At 68.0% G+C, this 16,863-nt stretch carries 15 protein-coding genes; 12 read left to right on the forward strand and 3 right to left on the reverse strand.

Annotation, left to right across the window (positions count from 1 at the left end):
- Nucleotides 1–164: 164 nt before the first annotated feature.
- The 7 genes from QQA12_RS14805 (at nucleotide 165) to QQA12_RS14835 (ending at nucleotide 5,915) form a co-directional block, all read left to right on the forward strand.
- Nucleotides 165–1,394, forward strand: a complete 1,230-nt coding sequence (locus QQA12_RS14805; RefSeq protein WP_226049703.1) for an NnrS family protein — start codon at nucleotides 165–167, stop codon at nucleotides 1,392–1,394.
- Complete coding sequence (locus QQA12_RS14810) at nucleotides 1,391–1,801, forward strand: SirB2 family protein (protein ID WP_325167385.1); 411 nt, start codon at nucleotides 1,391–1,393, stop codon at nucleotides 1,799–1,801. Before QQA12_RS14805 ends, QQA12_RS14810 begins: the two co-directional genes overlap by 4 nt.
- A 5-nt stretch (nucleotides 1,802–1,806) precedes the next feature.
- Nucleotides 1,807–2,058, forward strand: coding sequence for a DUF2249 domain-containing protein (locus QQA12_RS14815; protein WP_182212675.1), 252 nt, complete (start codon nucleotides 1,807–1,809; stop codon nucleotides 2,056–2,058).
- The gene (locus QQA12_RS14820) at nucleotides 2,055–3,281 is read left to right on the forward strand and encodes a hypothetical protein (protein ID WP_226049704.1); all 1,227 of its coding nucleotides are present in this window, start codon (nucleotides 2,055–2,057) and stop codon (nucleotides 3,279–3,281) included. The genes QQA12_RS14815 and QQA12_RS14820 overlap by 4 nt, the downstream gene beginning before the upstream one ends.
- A gap of 185 nt (nucleotides 3,282–3,466) precedes the next feature.
- On the forward strand, nucleotides 3,467–4,540 hold the full coding sequence (nirK, locus tag QQA12_RS14825; protein WP_054667998.1) for a copper-containing nitrite reductase: 1,074 nt from the start codon (nucleotides 3,467–3,469) through the stop codon (nucleotides 4,538–4,540).
- Between the two features lie 14 nt (nucleotides 4,541–4,554).
- A complete protein-coding gene (locus tag QQA12_RS14830) occupies nucleotides 4,555–5,322 on the forward strand; it encodes a formylglycine-generating enzyme family protein (protein ID WP_226049705.1) in 768 nt (255 codons plus the stop codon).
- A complete protein-coding gene (locus tag QQA12_RS14835; protein WP_054668003.1) occupies nucleotides 5,319–5,915 on the forward strand; it encodes an SCO family protein in 597 nt (198 codons plus the stop codon). Before QQA12_RS14830 ends, QQA12_RS14835 begins: the two co-directional genes overlap by 4 nt.
- A 245-nt stretch (nucleotides 5,916–6,160) precedes the next feature.
- On the opposite strand, the gene QQA12_RS14840 is transcribed toward QQA12_RS14835, so the two are convergent.
- The 3 genes from QQA12_RS14840 to QQA12_RS14850 all read right to left on the reverse strand — a co-directional run bounded on the left by QQA12_RS14840 (nucleotide 6,161) and on the right by QQA12_RS14850 (nucleotide 10,122).
- On the reverse strand, nucleotides 6,161–6,721 hold the full coding sequence (locus QQA12_RS14840; RefSeq protein ID WP_056932839.1) for a cytochrome b: 561 nt from the start codon (nucleotides 6,719–6,721) through the stop codon (nucleotides 6,161–6,163).
- Nucleotides 6,722–7,280: 559 nt separating this feature from the next.
- Nucleotides 7,281–8,477 carry a hypothetical protein gene (locus QQA12_RS14845; RefSeq protein ID WP_226049706.1) on the reverse strand — a complete coding sequence of 399 codons (1,197 nt, stop codon included), beginning with the start codon at nucleotides 8,475–8,477 and terminating at the stop codon, nucleotides 7,281–7,283.
- Nucleotides 8,478–8,748: 271 nt separating this feature from the next.
- Entirely contained in the window at nucleotides 8,749–10,122 is a 1,374-nt protein-coding gene (locus QQA12_RS14850) for an EAL domain-containing protein (protein ID WP_226049707.1), read from the reverse strand.
- A gap of 1,197 nt (nucleotides 10,123–11,319) precedes the next feature.
- On the opposite strand from QQA12_RS14850, the gene QQA12_RS14855 reads away from it, so the two are divergent.
- The 5 genes from QQA12_RS14855 (at nucleotide 11,320) to QQA12_RS14875 (ending at nucleotide 16,852) form a co-directional block, all read left to right on the forward strand.
- Complete coding sequence (locus tag QQA12_RS14855; RefSeq protein WP_226049708.1) at nucleotides 11,320–13,368, forward strand: TonB-dependent siderophore receptor; 2,049 nt, start codon at nucleotides 11,320–11,322, stop codon at nucleotides 13,366–13,368.
- 5 nt (nucleotides 13,369–13,373) lie between these two features.
- Nucleotides 13,374–14,528: a PepSY-associated TM helix domain-containing protein gene (locus QQA12_RS14860; protein WP_233324874.1), complete on the forward strand. Its 1,155-nt coding sequence runs from the start codon at nucleotides 13,374–13,376 to the stop codon at nucleotides 14,526–14,528.
- Nucleotides 14,529–15,059: 531 nt separating this feature from the next.
- On the forward strand, nucleotides 15,060–15,572 hold the full coding sequence (locus tag QQA12_RS14865) for a DUF2975 domain-containing protein (RefSeq protein ID WP_161809425.1): 513 nt from the start codon (nucleotides 15,060–15,062) through the stop codon (nucleotides 15,570–15,572).
- 1 nt (nucleotide 15,573) lies between these two features.
- Nucleotides 15,574–15,795, forward strand: a complete 222-nt coding sequence (locus QQA12_RS14870; protein ID WP_056932395.1) for a helix-turn-helix transcriptional regulator — start codon at nucleotides 15,574–15,576, stop codon at nucleotides 15,793–15,795.
- A 58-nt stretch (nucleotides 15,796–15,853) separates the two neighbouring features.
- Nucleotides 15,854–16,852: a prolyl oligopeptidase family serine peptidase gene (locus QQA12_RS14875; protein ID WP_226049710.1), complete on the forward strand. Its 999-nt coding sequence runs from the start codon at nucleotides 15,854–15,856 to the stop codon at nucleotides 16,850–16,852.
- Nucleotides 16,853–16,863: the final 11 nt, after the last annotated feature.

Raw genomic sequence — 16,863 nt, forward strand, 5'->3', positions numbered from 1 at the left:
GCCGTGATCCTTCCTTTTCCGCTTTCGACCTGCGGCCCGTCGCTGCTCAAGCGGCGCCGAAGCCAGGGCCTGGGGCATCGGCAGCCGGGCCTCCCGGCCCGCGACCACCCCCAAACCTGACCCACGTCAAGGCACCACCCGCCCCCCGGTAGCAAGCTGCGCCCATGGAAAACCACGCCCCGCCGCCCCCCCGCCTGTCTCCCGCCTGGCTCGGCCATGCACCGCACCGGCTGATGTTCTTCGTCGGTGCCGGCAACGTCCTGCTGGCGATGGCGTGGTGGGCATTGTGGCTGGCGGCGGCGCGCTGGGGCGGCTGGACGATGCCCGAGATGGCGGTACCCGCCGGCTGGCTGCATGCCTTCGTGATGCAGTACCTGGTGCTGCCCAGCTTCATCTTCGGTTTCCTGCTGACCGTGTTCCCGCGCTGGATGGGCCTGCGCGAGCTGGAACGCTGGCGCTATGTGCCGGTGGGCCTGGGCCTGATGGGCGGGCAGCTGGCCATCCTGCTCGGCGCGGCGGGATGGCAGGCGGGGCTGACCGTGGGCCTGTGGATGGCGCTGGCCGGCTGGACCTCGGCGCTGTTCACCCTGGGCCGCCTGCTGGCCGACGAGAAGGGCCGCACCTGGCATGCGCGCTCATGCTTCGCCGGGCTGGTGCTGGGCTGGCTGGGGTTGGCGATGTTCATCGCCTTCGTGCTCGGCGCCTCGCCTGCCTGGGCCTTCGCCAGCATCAAGATCGGCGGCATGGGCCTGCTGCTGCCGGTGTACGTGACCGTGGCGCACCGCATGTTCCCGTTCTTCGCCAGCAACATCGTGCCGGGCTACCAGCCGTGGCGGCCGCTGCCGTGGCTGGGCGCGGTATGGGTGCTGCTGCTGGTGCACCTTGGACTGGAACTGGTGCACGGCTATGCCTGGCTGTGGCTGGCCGATGCGCCGCTGCTGCTGCTGACCGGCTGGGCGGTATGGCGCTGGTGGCCGCGGCGGCGCATGCCCGGCCTGCTGGCGGTGCTGTTCGTCGGCACCGCTTGGCTGCCGGTGACCTTCGCGCTGTACGTCGTGCAGAGCGTGACGTACCTGGCGAGCGGCGATTTCATCCTCGGCCGCGCACCGATGCATGCGCTGTTCATCGGCTTCTTCGGCAGCCTGCTGGTGGCGATGGTGACGCGGGTGACCCAGGGCCACTCCGGGCGGCCGCTGGTGATGCCGAAGGTCGCGTGGTTCGCGTTCGGCCTGCTGCAGGTGGTGGCGGTGATGCGCATCGTCGCCGACATCGCGCCCGACGCGCTGGCGTGGCAGGCTGCGGCCGCCTTCGGCTGGCTGCTGGCACTGGCGCCGTGGGTCACGCGCATCGGCCGGATCTACCTGGCACCGCGTGCGGACGGGCGCCCCGGATGAGCGCGATGCTGGTCTTCTACCCGGACATCAAGCTTGTCCATATCAGCGCCGCGATGAGCAGCGGCACCCTGTTCGCGCTGCGCGCACTGGCGCTGATGGCCGGCATGCGCTGGCCGCGGCTGGCCGCGGTGCGCTACCTGAGCTACACCATCGACACCGTGCTGCTGACCGCGGCGATGATGCTGCTGACCCTGCTGCCTTCGGCCCTGTTCGCCAACGGCTGGCTGTGGACCAAGCTCGCCTTCCTGGTGGCCTATGTCGGGCTGGGCATGGCCGCGTTCCGGCGTGGACGCAACGCGCGCGCGCGCGCCGTGCTGGTGACTGCGGCGGCACTGTGCTTCCTGCAGATCTACGGCATCGCGCGGACACATCACCCGCTGGGCTGGCTGCTGTGGCTGGGCGGTTGAACACGGTGACGGCACCGCGCCTGGACCTGCGCGGCCTGCCGGCTCCGCAGCCGATGGAGCGCATCATCACCTGCCTGCATACACTGCCTCCGGGGCAACGGCTGGTGGCGCTGACGCCGATGTATCCCGCGCCACTGCTGCCGATGCTCGAGCAGATGGGCTTCGCCTGGGATGCGCATACCACAACGGACGGCGCCTGCCTGGTGGTCTGCCACGCAGCCGACCGACACCTTCTGGACGCGCCGCCGGCACCATGAGCGGCCTGGCATTCGCCCAGGCGCCGCCGCCGTCGTACCCGCTGCGCTTCCTCGCCACCTCGCTGCTCTGGGGCGCACTGGCCGGCGCCTGGCTGCTGGCCGGGGGCGACGCCCTGCTGCTGTCCGTGCATGCACCGGCCACCATCGCGCTGGTGCATGTGTTCACCCTGGGCCTGCTGGGCAACGCGATGCTCGGCAGCCTGGTGCAGTTCCTGCCGGTGGCCGCAGCCAGTCCGCTGCCGGTGGCGCGCGGCGTCGCACCGCTGCACGCCACGTTCAACCTGGGCGTGGTGTTGCTGCTGCCGGCGATCGCCACGCATTCGATCCTGTGCGGCATGCTCGCAGCGCCGCTGCTGCTGGGCACGCTGGCACTTTCAGCAGGCGCGGTACTGGTCGCGGTGGTGCGCGGCAGCGGTGCACGCGCGGTACGTATCGGCATCGGCCTGGCCGCGGCGTCTCTGCTGGCGGCGCTCGTGCTGGGTGCCGCGCTGCTGTCGATGCGGCTGGGGTGGCTGGCTCCGGCCAGGCCACTGACCGCTGCACATGCCGGATTCGGCCTGCTGGGCTGGGTGCTGGGACTGCTGGCCGCAGTGGGCAGCATGGTCATGCCGATGCTGCAGGGCGTGCGTTGCATCGCGCCGGCATGGCTGTGGGCGTGGCTGGTGCTGCTGGCCGGGGTGATGCTGGCCGCGGCGGCCGATGGACTCGGCGCCACGCTGCCCGCGGCAGCGGCGCGCGCCCTGGCCACATTGCCGTTGCTGCTGTTCGCCACCACGGTGATCGTGCTGCAACTGCGCGCGCCGCATCGCCGCGGTACCGTGCTGCGGCGGTTCTGGGCGCTGGGCGGCGTGGCGCTCGGCTGCGGCGCATTGGCGATGTGGCTGCCGGGCCGGGACGTGCTTGCCGGCACGCTGGTGGTGGCGGTGGGCTTTCCCGCACTCGTGCTGGGCATGGCGATGGAAATCACCGGCTTCCTCGCCTGGATCGAGCTGCGCCGGCGCATGCCACGCGGCACCCGCGTCCCCGGCGTCGGCAGCCTGTTCGACGAGCGGCACAAGCGACGGGTGTGGTGGCTGCATGCGGCCGCGTCGCTGTCGCTGGCCGTGGCCTGCGTGCTGCCGGGACTGGCGCGCGTGGCCGGCGCCCTGCTGTTGCTGGCATGGCTGGGCGCCGCCCATGCGCTGTGGCGCTGCTGGCGTTCGGCATCGACCTGGCAGGCCTGAGCACGGCGTTGGCGGGACTGCATGGAGGCGCGATCGGCCGGGCTTTTGACCTTGGTCAAGTCGCGTGTGATTGGGCCTATTTCGCGGCTTTCCGGCGGGGCTGGATTGATCCGGATCAACGCTGCGGGGCAGTCCGCGCCGGGAACATGGACCCATCGGCCTGAGGCCATTCACGGGGTAACAACATGAAGCGCCTGCACCACCCATTCGTCGCCTGCGCACTCGCTGGCGCCATCGCCGCCGCCTTCGCCGGCAATGCCTTCGCAGCAAAGAAAGACGTCGCCGAAGCACCACTGGAAACGATCCAGGCCGTGTTGACCGCGCCGCCGTTCGCACCGCCACCGATCACCCGCAAGACGCCGGCCCATGTCGTCGTCGACCTGGAAATGGTCGAGAAGGACATGCGCATGGCCGATGGCGTGACCTACAACTACTGGACCTTCGGCGGCACGGTGCCGGGCAGCTTCATCCGCGTGCGCAAGGGCGATACGGTGGAGTTCAAGCTGAAGAACCACCACAGCTCGCACTTCTCGCACAACATCGACCTGCATGCGGTCACCGGCCAGGGCGGTGGCGCCGAGGCCACGTTCACGCTGCCGGGCAAGGAGACGCAGTTCACCTTCAAGGCGCTCAATCCTGGCCTGTACATCTACCACTGCGCGATGGCGCCGGTGGGCATGCACATCGCCAACGGCATGTACGGCCTGATCCTGGTCGAGCCGGAGGAAGGCATGGAGCCGGTGGACAAGGAGTTCTACGTGGTGCAGGGCGACTTCTACACCGAAGGCGCGCACGGTGAGCCGGGCCTGCAGCCCTTCAGCCTGGAGAAGGCCATCGAGGAACACCCGACCTACGTGGTGTTCAACGGTTCGGTCGATTCGCTGCAGGGCGACAAGGCACTGACCGCCAAGGCCGGCGAGAAGATCCGCATCTTCGTCGGCAACGGCGGCCCGAACCTGGTGTCGAGCTTCCACGTCATCGGCGAGATCTTCGACAAGGTCTATACCGAGGGCGGCTCGAAGTACCAGGAGAACGTGCAGACCACGCTGGTCCCGGCCGGTGGTTCGGCCATCGTCGAGTTCAAGGCCGACGTACCCGGCAACTTCGTGCTGGTCGACCACAGCATCTTCCGCACCTTCCACAAGGGCTCGCTGGGCATCCTCAAGGTCGAGGGCGAGAAGAACCCGGAGATCTACACCGGCCAGCAGCACGACATCGACTACAAGGAAGGCGTGCCGCAGGGCAGCCAGCACAAGTAAACAGGACCACGCACATGGAACGGACGCTCTTCCTGGTGTTGCTCCTGGCATCGGCCACCGCCGCTGCCGTGGAGGCCGATGACGGCTACCGCAACGTTGCCGGCGGTCCGTTCCGTTCCTCCGTGCGGTTCGAGGAGACCTCCGCCACGCGCGTCGTGGCGGACTTCTCGCTGATGGCACGCCCGGTCAGCAACGCGCAGTTCGCCGCATTCCTGGCGCGCAACCCGCAGTGGCGGCGCGACCAGGTTCCAGCGGTGTTCTCCAGTCCCGGCTACCTCGGCCACTGGGCGCACCCGGATGCGCCCGGCGACGCGCTCGACCCACAGGCGCCGGTCACCCACGTGAACTGGTACGCGGCCGACGCCTATTGCCGTGCCGACCAGGCGCGCCTGCCGACTTTCCTCGAATGGGAGTACGCAGCGGCCGCCGACGCCACCCGCGCTGATGCGCGTGGCGACCGCGCCTGGCGCCTGCGCCAGGTCAACGACGGAACCCCACGCGCCCCCGATGCCGCCGCCGGCGCACCGGCCAACGTCCATGGCATCCATGCCCTGCACGGCGCGCACTGGGAGTGGAGCGAGGATTTCGCCTCGCTGCTGGCCGGCGGCGACCGCCGTGGCCAGGCCGATGGCGATGCGCTGCGCTATTGCGGCGCCAGCGCCATGGCTTTCAACGATCCGGGCGACTATGGCGTGGTCAAGCGCTTCGTGTTGCTGTCGGCGCTTCAACCCGGGGCCACCCTGGGCAATCTCGGTTTCCGCTGCGCAAGGAGCCAGCCATGAACAGATCCATCGCATTCCTGCTGCTCGGCCTGGCGCTGGGCGTGTCGCCCGTGCTCAACGCCGCCGACGCGCCGGTTGCGCCGGCGGCCAGCCTGCCCGGCCAGTCGCTGTACCACCTGCAGGTCACGCTCACCGACCAGCACGGGACGTCCGTGCCGTGGGCGTCGCTGCGCGGCCGTCCGCAACTGGTATCCATGTTCTACGGCAACTGCCACCTGATGTGCCCACTCATCATCGAGAGCGCCAAGGCGGTGCAGAAACAACTGCCGGCAGACCAGCGCACGCGCCTGGACGTGGACATGCTGACCCTCGATCCGGTACGCGACACCCCCGCCGCGCTGGCCGAGATCGCGCAGCGCCACCGCGCGCCCGACGAGTGGCGCTTCCTGCGCCCGGCCGAGGGCGACGTACGCGCCCTCGCCAACCTGCTGGACGTGCGCTACCGCTTCCGCGACGACGGCAGCATCAACCACACCAGCGTGCTGGTGCTGCTCGACGCGGAAGGCCGCGTACGCGCGCGCAGCGAAGTGCAGGGCGTGGCCGCCGACCCGGAAATGGTGGCCGCCATCAGCGCCGTACTCGACGGGCGCTGACACCCGTCATCCCGTCGCATTCTTCGATGCTGCCGGTGCCGCGCCGGCGCATTTCTCCCCTTGCGGGGTACACCGACCACCCCGCAGCCGACATGGCCTGCCGCGCAACGGGCGGCACCGGGTGTCGTCCGCGGCATGCGCCTGCCGCAGGACCGCCCGGAAGAACAAGCCTGGGTTGCGGCCGCGCCCGGTGGCAAGCGGTGGAGCGGGACCGGTCAGGCCGCCGCTCCATCCGGATTCCCGGCCTAGGCGCGGTGTGCGCCGGCGTGTCGCCCAGCGGACGGCATCATCCGCCGCAGCGTGTTGTCCTTCATCACGTAGTGGTGCAGCAGCGCAGCCAGCGCGTGGATGCCGATCAGCCAATAGCCGACGCTACCGAGGGTCTCGTGCAGTTCCTTGAGGGTGCCGGCCAGCGTGGTATCCGTCGCCACCAGCGGCGGCAGGGTCAGGCCGAAGAACGGTACCGGCTTGCCCGCAGCGCTCAGCACCAGCCAGCCCAGCAGCGGCTGGGCGATCATGAAGACATACAGCAGCAGGTGGACCGCCGTGGCCGCCCAGCGCTGCCAGGCCGGCGGTGCCGGGACGATGGGCGGCGTGGTGGTCAGCATGCGCGCGATCATCCGCACCCACACCAGCGCGAGGATCGCCAGGCCCATCGAGAAATGCGCGCTCTTCATCAGCTCGCGCTGCGCGGTGCCCTTCTCGAAGATCCCGCGCAGTTCGATGGAGGCATACGCCAGCACGAACAGCAGCAGCATCAGCCAATGCAGCCCGATCGACCAGCGGTTGTAGGTTTCGTGTTTCATGGATTCCGGCTCCTGTGTCTGTTGCGGTTCTGCCAAGGCCATCGCCCCGGGAAGCGGCGCCACGCGCCAGACCGGCGCCACGCCCGGCGCTCCCCGTGCTGCATGCGTCACGATGCCGGCCATCCGCGCCGGACACCGCCTTCATGGTCATGCGGCCGTCCCCGCCGTTGACCCCCCTCACAGCCGAGCGCGCGGCACGCCACTGGCACTGACAGCCACCGGTTGCACGCGCACGACCGTGCATCTACCCGGACACGATACGCCCATCGTGCCCGCCCCGCTGGACGGCGGCGGCGGCCCGCCGCTGCATGCAGCCGGCCGCGTCCACGCACGTGGGCAGCCGCCCAACCGCGAGGGTCAGCTGGCCCGGCGCATGCATCGTGCCGTCGGGGCGCGCCGATTCCAGTGGACGCGGGCACGGCCGGCCCGGTCACCGCGATATTCCCGTCATCGGGGATGCATCCCCGGCCCCTCGGTTGCCGGCGGCCCACGCCCCGGCCTGCTCATGCAGGCTGGCCGTAAACCCGGGTGACGGGCACCAGGGTCGAACGCCCTCGCCTCAGTTCCGCGCCGGCTGAGCGATGTGCCGATCCCAGTAGGCAGCCAGCTGGATCGCCTTGCGCGCGCCGAGTTCACTGCCGAGCTGTCTCATCGTCTTGCCCTGGTCCGGCATCCCCAGCCAGGCCCGCTCACGTGCGATCTCCAGCAGGGCACGTTGCCGAACGGTCAGGTTTCCAAACGGGTCGAAGTAGGAATCCAACCGGGTATGGTCCTGGACCCCTGTCCAGGTAAAGGCCTCGGCGCCCGCCTGGTCCGCCACCCGCTGATACGCCTCTATCGCTTCGCGCGCACTCATGCGTCCGGCCAGGAGGGCAAAGCGCGTCTCCAGCAACCGCGTCTCGTGCGTCTGCCCATGCTCTGCCAGTGACTCCAGGGCGCTGGCCACGTAGGCATGGTCCATGTTCCCCGTATCCGCCTGCACACCGAGCAGGTTGAACGTGGCGATCGCGGCATGGAACTCACGCCGCGACGCGGCCGCCAGTTCGTCCGCGGTCGGATTTCCAACGGTCGATGGCTGGACGATCTCGATCCCCGCATCGGCGGACAGGACATTCTCTATGTCGCGCTTGTGGAACTCACCGACGATGAGCACCACGGTCGATCCGGGGCGTGCCTTGGCCGCACTCGCCAGGCGCCTGGCCTGCAGGAATGTCCGGTACAGGTACATCCTCCGGGGCATGTCGTGCTCGGCCTTTGCCGCGGGCGTGGCGGCCCAGTCTGCGATCCGCTGCGTGTTGCCGGGGTCGTCGGCATGGAACAGGGTGCGTTTCAGCTGAGCGGGCTGTGGGAAGGAAAGGAACTGCTGGTAGCCGGAGCTCGGCCGTATTTCGGGGATCGATGACAGATCCAGGTCGAACCCCAGCCGGGCATCCTCCGCCGATGGCTGCCAGTCAACCGGGCACAGCGCCACCCCATGCTCCCTGGCGAACGGGACCGCCACGTCCTGCACCTCATAGGTGAACTCGTAATAGCTGTTCCGGGCGAACTCGTCGGGAGACCGCTCGATGCAGATCGCGTCAGGATCGGCACGTGCGAGGAACGCGGCCAGGTGCGCCGGGCTGTCGGCCGGGGCCACAAGCTGGGCTGCATGATCGACCCCGAGAACGATGACCTTCGTTTTCGCGTCGTTGGCAGCGGCCGCAGCGACGAACGCCGTGCACAGCATCGCCGCGGATATCCATCGTGATTGACCCATGGCGTGTCCTTCCATTCTGCAAGCATCAGCAGTCTAGGAGACAGGCGTGTCACCCAACCGTGCCATTGGTTGTAGTCACCCCTGATGGCGCTGCCGTCTGGACCGATGGAACAGGGCGGCTCCCCGTTTCCTGGCGACGCTGCCGCACCGTGCGTGCGCAGGCCTGCCGGCCATACCGTCCGATCCCCGGGGTACATGCGCTCTGGCGGCTTTCACGCGCACCTCGGCGCTCCACGCGCGCGGCGATCATGGACGGTGCGGCGCTGCCGGGTCACTCCGCCGCCGCATACTCCGCACCCGCCGTTCGATGCAGGGGCTGGTGTTCGACCAGCCACTGCCTGAAGGCGGAACCCGGCATGGGGCGGGCAAAGAGATAGCCCTGGAAGTGCGTGCAGCCGAGACTGACCAGCAGGTCACGCTGCTCGATGGTCTCCACGCCCTCGGCCAGCGCATCCATGCCCATCACCTGCGATATCTCGACTATCTTGCCCAGCAGCCGCCGCGCGCCCTCCTGCTTGACCGCTTCATCGACGAATCGCCTGTCGATCTTGAGCTTCCGGACCGGCAGCGCGCGCAACGTGGACAAGGAGGAATATCCCGTCCCGAAATCGTCCAGGGCCCAGGTAACGCCCATCTTTTCGAACGCGGTCATCCTGCTGGCCACCAATGTGGCATCCGCCGACAGTGCCGACTCGGTCAGCTCGAGTTCCAGGAGCCCGGGGTTGATGCCGGAAGAGCGTATGAGCGCGGCCCCCGCGGCCAGGAACTCATCGTCCAGCAGTTGCATGGGACTGACATTCACCGCCAGCTTCAACCCGCGGGTTGCCGGGTCGCGCGACCAGTCATTCAAGGTCTCGCAGCCCTGACGCAGGACTTCCAGCCCAAGGTCACAGATCAGGGAACTGTCCTCCGCCACCGGGATGAATGAATCGGGTGCAAGCAGGGTGCCGGAGGGATGACGCCAGCGTACCAGTGCTTCCGCGCCGGTAATGGCACCGCTACTGAGCAGCTGCGGCTGATAGTGGACTTCGAACTCCCCTTTCCGGACGGCACGCGCAAGTTCGCGCTCCAGACGCAGCCGCCTGCCTATGTCGTTCCGATAGATGGCAAAGACCACCACCAGCAGTGCCATCGAGAACGCCGTGTTGAGCCTGGCGCCCCAGGCGCGCACTTCCAGCGGAGGAGACACGCCAGGTGCAAGCGGGTCGAGTGCCCCGATCGCGAACGCCGAGAACATGCCCAGGCATGCCAGCGGGAAGAAGAGCGAGCCATACCTTTCGCGCGCGTCAAACGTGGACGCCGCCCCGGCGGCAAGCGGCAGAAGGAACAAGTGGGCCGAGCGCGGCACCCACGCGACCGGGGCATCGATCAACGAGATCACGCAGACCACCAGGAATATGCCGTTGGCGACGATCAGCAGCGATGTCGTGTCACTGCGCGGAACGCGATGGAGGGCGAATATCCCGACTGCGATCAATCCAACGAACACCAGCGACAGGTCGCCACGCCCGAAGTGGAGATAGCAGAACGTCCACGCCAGTCCCAGGCTGATGCAGGTTCCCCCCGCAATGGACAGGATGGTCCTGGTCCTTTCCTGCCGCATTGATCGACGTGAACTGGTGCGGGACGGCGGTATCTGGAGCACAACCAAATCCTTCTGGAATCGCCTTCCATTTTACGTCCGCGTCACGAACGGACAGTTTGTTTTCCCGCGCGATGGATGTCCCCACGCGACACGCGGCGACAGGCCAGGACACGGCAATGGCATTACGAAAGCCACGCCCAACCATGGTCGAAGTGCTGCCTGCATGCGGCGCGCCGGGTCGCCACGGTTCTCATGGTCGACCCGGCCTGGGCAGGGTCCGCATCGAGATCCGCGATGGATACGAGGAAGCGTTCTTGCGACGGACAGGCCATCGCTGTGCCGGGAAGGATCGCTGTTGGCACTTCGATGCAGGCGCCGTTCCGCGGTCCTGCATCAGCAGTGTCGGCGCGACGTGGATCTCGGCGGGCTGGATGGCTCCGGCGCCAGGCACCGGAGCCATCGCACGCTGGCAATGCCGCTCCCGGCAAGAGAGGGCCAGAGCGTTGCCGGACAACAGGGGGCGGACGCTCGTGGCGCGCGCAGGACGCCGCGCCTGCAGCCACTCCACAGCAGCGTAGGGGCCATGCGCGCAAAGAGCCGCTTCCCGGCTCTAGGCTGCCGACAGCTGCGGCTGTGGCATACCGCACTACCGGCCCCCGCAGACGGGCCGCAGGCCGCAGCCATGCCTGGTCCGGCGCATGGCCGGGCGCGGGCAATCTGCGACCCGCGCCGCACAGTTCTCCATCGCGGCCTCGAGCCGGCGCCAACAACCGACCGGGCGGTATCGCCAGCGGTGATGGCTTCGTCACGTTCCCCCGATGCATGGCCGCTCCCCCATGGGCACGCTCAAGACCGCCGGCGTCTTCCGCAGGCGCTCGATGGCCAGGCTGGCTGCAGCGATGCACAGCATCCCCACCGGAGTCGACGCTGCGTCGCCGTGCGCCTCGGCGCACGCGTTGGCGGGTGGGTACTCCTGGTCGCCGGCAGACATGCCGATCCTCCGGTTCTGGCGGTGTGGGAACGGCGGCATTGGCTGCCCGTCGGGGTGCATCCGCCCGGGCCGGCGCCATCTTTTGGGCTGTCGTTGCTGCCATCGGCAGGGACAGGTGCTAGACTGATAGTCTTGATAATCATTCGCATTATTATTCCCCAATGCAACACCGCCCCTTTCCGCGCGCCCTGCTGGCCGCGTCGCTTTCCCTGGCCCTTTTCCAGGTGCATGCCCAGTCGGCCCCCGTGGATGCGCCGGCCCCAGATGTGACGGAGCTGGATTCGGTCCGGGTGCTGGGTCGGGCGCTGACCCTGTACAAGACGGATGATGCGGTGGTCGCTACCCGGACCGACACGCCTCTCGCGCTGGTACCGCAGTCGGTGCAGGTCATGCCGCGGGAACTGATCGACGACCAGGCGGCCCGCCAGGTCACCGACCTCTACCGCAGCATCAGCGGCATCAGCTTCTTCAGCTATGCCGGCGTCACCCTGCGCGGCTTCCGCCAGGAGAACGTGCTCTATGACGGCCTGCGCGGCGATCCCTATGCCGGCTTCTCGGTGCCCCAACTGTTCAACATCGAACGCGTGGAAGTACTCAAGGGCCCGGCCGGCGCCCTGTATGGCGGCGGCGATGCAGGCGGCGTGATCAACTACGTCACCCGCAAGCCGCAGGCCCAGGCACAGCGGCGGGCGGAGATCCAGGTCGGCAACGAGAACTTCGCCGCCGGGTCGCTGGAGGCAACCGGTCCGATCACCGCGTCCGGCAGCGTGCGCTACCGGCTTGGCGCCTATGCCGACGGTGAACAAGGCGTGCGCTGGAATGCGGACAGCCAGAGTGTGATCGGCGACGCCTCGGTCGCGTTCGAGGTCGGCGGGACGGGCGAGCTGACGCTGCAGTACACCGACATCACGCAGACCCTGGGCGGCAACCGGCTGCGCGGCGTTCCGGTGAACGACAGCGGCGATTTCCTTGCCAGCCGCCGCTGGAACCACAACGAGGCGACCGACTTCCTCGACATGCAGGCCAAGGTGGTGCTCGCGCAATACCGGTTCTCGCCAGCGCCGGCGTGGGATGTGGACTTCGCCGCCCGCTGGTTCGAGAACAGCGAGCACCAGATCTACCACGAACCGATGGGACTGATTGACCGCGACGGCGACGGCACGGCCGAGTGGATGACGCGCCAGTTGCGCAACCAGTACCGCGACAATGATGCCTATGCCGCCAACGGCAATGCGGTCTGGCGCTTTTCCGCCGGCGGCGCCGAGCACAAACTGCTGTTCGGTGCCGACTACTATCGCGCCGACGCCGACTTCCGCGCACAGACGGCCAACAGCGCGGATCTGCCGCGCAATGCCGGCCCGGTGCCGGGCATCGGCCTGTTCGACCCGGCCTACGGTGTCACCTCCCACAACGACTACGGCCTGGACGCCCTGCCCTGGCGCCAGACGCGTGCCCGCGGCCTGCGCTACGGCGGCTACCTGCAGGACGAGGTGACGCTGACGCCGCGCTGGTACGTGCTGGCCGGGCTGCGCTGGGACGGCTTCCGCGACGAAGACCTGATCGCCGGCACCCGCGTGGATGGCCACGATCTCAGCTGGCGCCTGGGCAGCACTTTCGTCCTGCGCGAAGGCCTGAACGCTTACGCCAGCGTGGCCAGTGGTTTCGTGCCGCAGGCCACCGGCAACCAGGACCCGGCCGCGGGCGGACCGTTCGATGCCGAACAGAGCCGGCAGTGGGAAGTCGGCCTGAAGACACTGCTGGCCGGGGGACGGCTGACGCTCAACACGGCGCTGTACCGGATCGAGCGCAGCAACATCGTCCAGGCCACCGGCGAGGTGGTGGGCGGCGTCAACCAGCTGGCGACGCTGGGCCTGGTACGCAGCGAAGGACTGGAGGTCGACCTGCTGGCGGACGTGACCGATCGCTGGGTCGTCAACCTGGCCTACGCCTACAACGACGCGCGCGTGGTCGATGCGGGCAGCAATGGCATCACCAATGCATCGGGCGACCGCTTCGCCAACGCGCCACGCAACAAGCTGGGGTTGTGGACGCGCTATGACATTCCCGCGCTTGCATCGGCCCTGGGCTTCGGCGCCGACTACACCGGCGAGCGCGTCAGCCTGGACGGGCAGCGGGTCAAGTCCTACGCGGTCTTCGACCTGAGCTGGCAGACGCAATGGCGCGACTGGAAGTTCCAGGCCAACATCAAGAACCTGTTCGACAGGGTCTATGCGGCCAGTGGCTTCATCAAGCGCAATGGCCACTTCCCGGGCGAGCCGCGACGGCTCTACCTGCAGGCGGCGTACGCGTTCTGAACCGCATGCGCCAGCCATCGCCAGCAAGCGCGTTTCCGTCCATGCCCGAGCCGCCCCGCAAAGCGGCCGGCAGGCGCCGTTGGTTTGATCTGCACAGCTGGATCGGACTCAAACTGTGCCTGTTCATGGGCTTTGTCTGCTTCACCGGAACGCTGGCCGTGTTCGCCCAGGAACTGGACTGGCTGCTGCACGCGGAAATGCGCGTCACGCCGGGCGGCCAGCGTGCGAGCTGGGGCACGATGGTGGACGCCGTGCAGCGTGCCCATCCCACCTGGACACTGCAGGGACTCAGCGCGCCGCATGCCTCACGCTTCGCCGCACGCGCGCAGATGCGTACCGATGACGGCCGGCTGCGCTTCGTCTGGGTCGATCCGTACAGCGGCAAGGTGACCGGCGATACGCACTGGTTCAACGTCCACCGTCTGCTGCGCAACACCCACCGCCACCTCATGCTGCCCGTCAAGTACGGCGTGCCCCTGGTGGCGGCATTGGCGATCCCGTTGCTGCTTTCGCTGGTCAGCAGTCTTTTCATCTACAAGCGCTGGTGGCGTGGCTTCTTCAGCTGGCCGCGCGCGGACCGGCCACGCCGCCTGTGGGGCGACATCCACCGCCTGTGTGGCGTGTGGAGCCTCTGGTTCGTGGCACTGATCGCGCTGACGGGCGGGTGGTATCTCGTCGAATCGCTGGGCGGCAAGGCCGCACCGCCCCCGAAGATCTCCCTGCCTGGCAACGACGGGAGCGCGGCATCCGCACCGGCCGACCCGGCAGCCATCGACCGCGCCGTGGCCCTGCTGCGGCAACACTGGCCGGAACTGCGCGTGGCCGGCATGCAGCCCGGCACGGCAGGGACCGGCCTGCTCATCGATGGACAGGCACAGGCCTGGCTCGTGCGCGATCGCGCCAACGTGGCCGGCTTCGATCTGCGCGATGGCCGCCTGCTCGGGATCCAGGACGGCCGCACCCTGGACCTCCACCAGCGTATCGCCGAGATGGCCGACCCGCTGCATTTCGGCTCATTCGGCGGGTGGCCGGTGCGCCTGCTCTGGTTCCTGGCGGGAACGGCGCTCACCGCGCTCAGCTTTACGGGGGTCTATCTGTACGGGCTGCGGGTGGCGGACGCGTTCCGTTCGGCACGCAAGCGGAGAAGTCATGAAACCTGAGCACGGTCCCTGGCGGCTTGCCTGGCGCGGCATGGGTGCATGGCGATGGCTGTGGCTCGCCCTTGCATTGGCCTGGCTCGCGCTGATTCCGCTCGAAGCGATGAAATAGTCACCGTCCGCCGGCGGGTCCCGCAGTGCGCGGGATGACCGGTGCGCCAGGAAATGGCTCTCGACCGCCCAGGTGACGCTTGCGACACGCGGTGCCCGACGTCGCCGGGCACTGCGGCCATGCCCTTGCACGGCGTCCGTTGTGTCCATGCGCGAACCGCAACGGACCGGGCAGTCCGTTCCCCGTAATGCTCCGGCTGTTGCCACAGACAGAACAGGCACTGCCGGGCAGGCGGCGGCCGCCGCAGGATGGAACCGCCGGAGCCGGCTCCACCTGCGACCTGCGAGCTCCGGGTGCCGGCGTGCCGCCGGTCCTCCGTGGAACAGCGATCCTGGCCGTTGTGTACAGGCATGACTTCCTGCATATTTATTGATATACGATATCTCACATATCGTTTAACAACACATCGCACGGAGCCCGCCATGAATCGCATGCCCGCCAGAGCCCTGGCCGTGACCCGCCCCATCATCCTCGGGCTCACCGTCCTCAACCTGCTCTATGCCGTGTCCATTCTCTGCCTGCTCTGCGCGAGCTTCTTCATTGAAGGCTGGCCGTGGAAGCCACTGGGCTTCGACCTCGCCACGATGGACCCCCGGGCGCCACTCGGCATGCGCGCGATCATGCTCGTTGGCATCGTCGGCGCTGCAATAGTGCATACGATCCTGCGGCGCCTGCTTGCGATCGTCGACAGCGTACGCGGCGGCGAAGCCTTCATACTGCCCAACGCGCAGCGGCTCAGTGCCATCGCCTGGAGCGTGCTGGCCATCGAGCTGCTCCGGCTGGCAGTGCTTGCCATCACCAAGTTCGCTTCGATACCGGGGAAAATGGACGGTCTATCGCCGACGCCGTGGCTTGCCGTGCTGCTTCTGTTCGTGCTGTCCGGCGTGTTCACGCACGGAGCACGCATGCGCACGGATCTCGAAGGGACCATCTGACATGGCCATAGTCGTGCGCCTCGACGAACTCCTGCACGCCCGTCGAATGACCCTCACCGAGCTTGCCGCACGCGTCGACATCACGCTGGCGAACCTGTCGATCCTGAAGACGGGCAAGGCCAAGGCCATTCGATTCTCCACCCTGGAAGCGATCTGCACGGCATTGGACTGCCAGCCTGGCGATCTTCTCGTCCACGACCCCTCGCTCACCACTGACGACTGACGCGGCGCACTGGCAGCCGCCAGCTTCCGCCGCTTCCATTTCCAACGGGGAACCCCGCATGTTTCGCACTTTGATTGCCGTGCTCGCGGCGACGCTGGTCCTTGCCGTGCCCACGGCTGCCGGCAGTCCGGTCGCAACCTCGCCCACCTTCCTGTCGCAAACCGACTGCTTTGCGTCCACGCCGGACCATGAAAGCTGGCTGGATTCGGTCCACAAAAACGCCGGGGACAAGCCGATACCCAAGGCACTGCTGCAGTCCCTGGTCCCGGCCAGGGCATTCTCCTTCGCGCGTTCCGCGTTCGACTGCCGCATTGTCTCGTACTCGAGCGATGGCCAGATCGTCCTCGCCTATGTCATCCGGCCACGCATGATGGACGCCTCCGGGAAGCTGCCGCTGCTGGTCTACAACCGCGGCGGAAACGGCAATTACGGCAAGCTCGATCCTCTCCAGGTGTTCATGAAACTCCTGCCTCTTGCGAAGTCGGGCTTCATGGTGGTGGCGAGCCAGTACCGGGATGCGGACGAGTTCGGGGGGAACGACGTCAACGATGTCATGCGCCTGATCGATCTTTCACTGGAGATGCCCGGTGTGGATGCCCAGCGCATCTTTCTTCTGGGACAAAGCCGCGGGGCGATGATGAGTTACCTGGTCGCGCGCCAACGGAGCGACATCACCGCCATGGCAACGATAGGCGGGGTCTCGGATCTGCTCGCCGGACTGGCCTCCCGTCCGGAGATGGAGCGCGTGTACAGCGCCCGCATTCCCGGTTACGAAGATGATCGGCAGGCCGCGCTGGCAGCCCGCTCCGCGTTTCACTGGGCGGAGCAGCTACCCGCCGGCATGCCGGTGCTGCTGCTGCACGGCGAAGCCGATGATCGCGTCAGCGTCCAGGACCCGATCGCAATGGCTGCCCGGCTGCAGCAACTTGGCCGTCCCCACAGGCTGGTCGTCTACCCGGGTGATGACCATGGACTCCGGGGTAGCTGGCGCAGTGCCCACGCGGAGATTCTGGAGTGGTTCAAAGGCGCCGGAACCCATCCGCGCGGGACGCGCTGATGCAGCCGGAT

Origin of the sequence: Stenotrophomonas sp. 17(2023) (assembly GCF_030345315.1) — a bacterium.
Taxonomy (GTDB): Bacteria; Pseudomonadota; Gammaproteobacteria; order Xanthomonadales; family Xanthomonadaceae; genus Stenotrophomonas; species Stenotrophomonas acidaminiphila.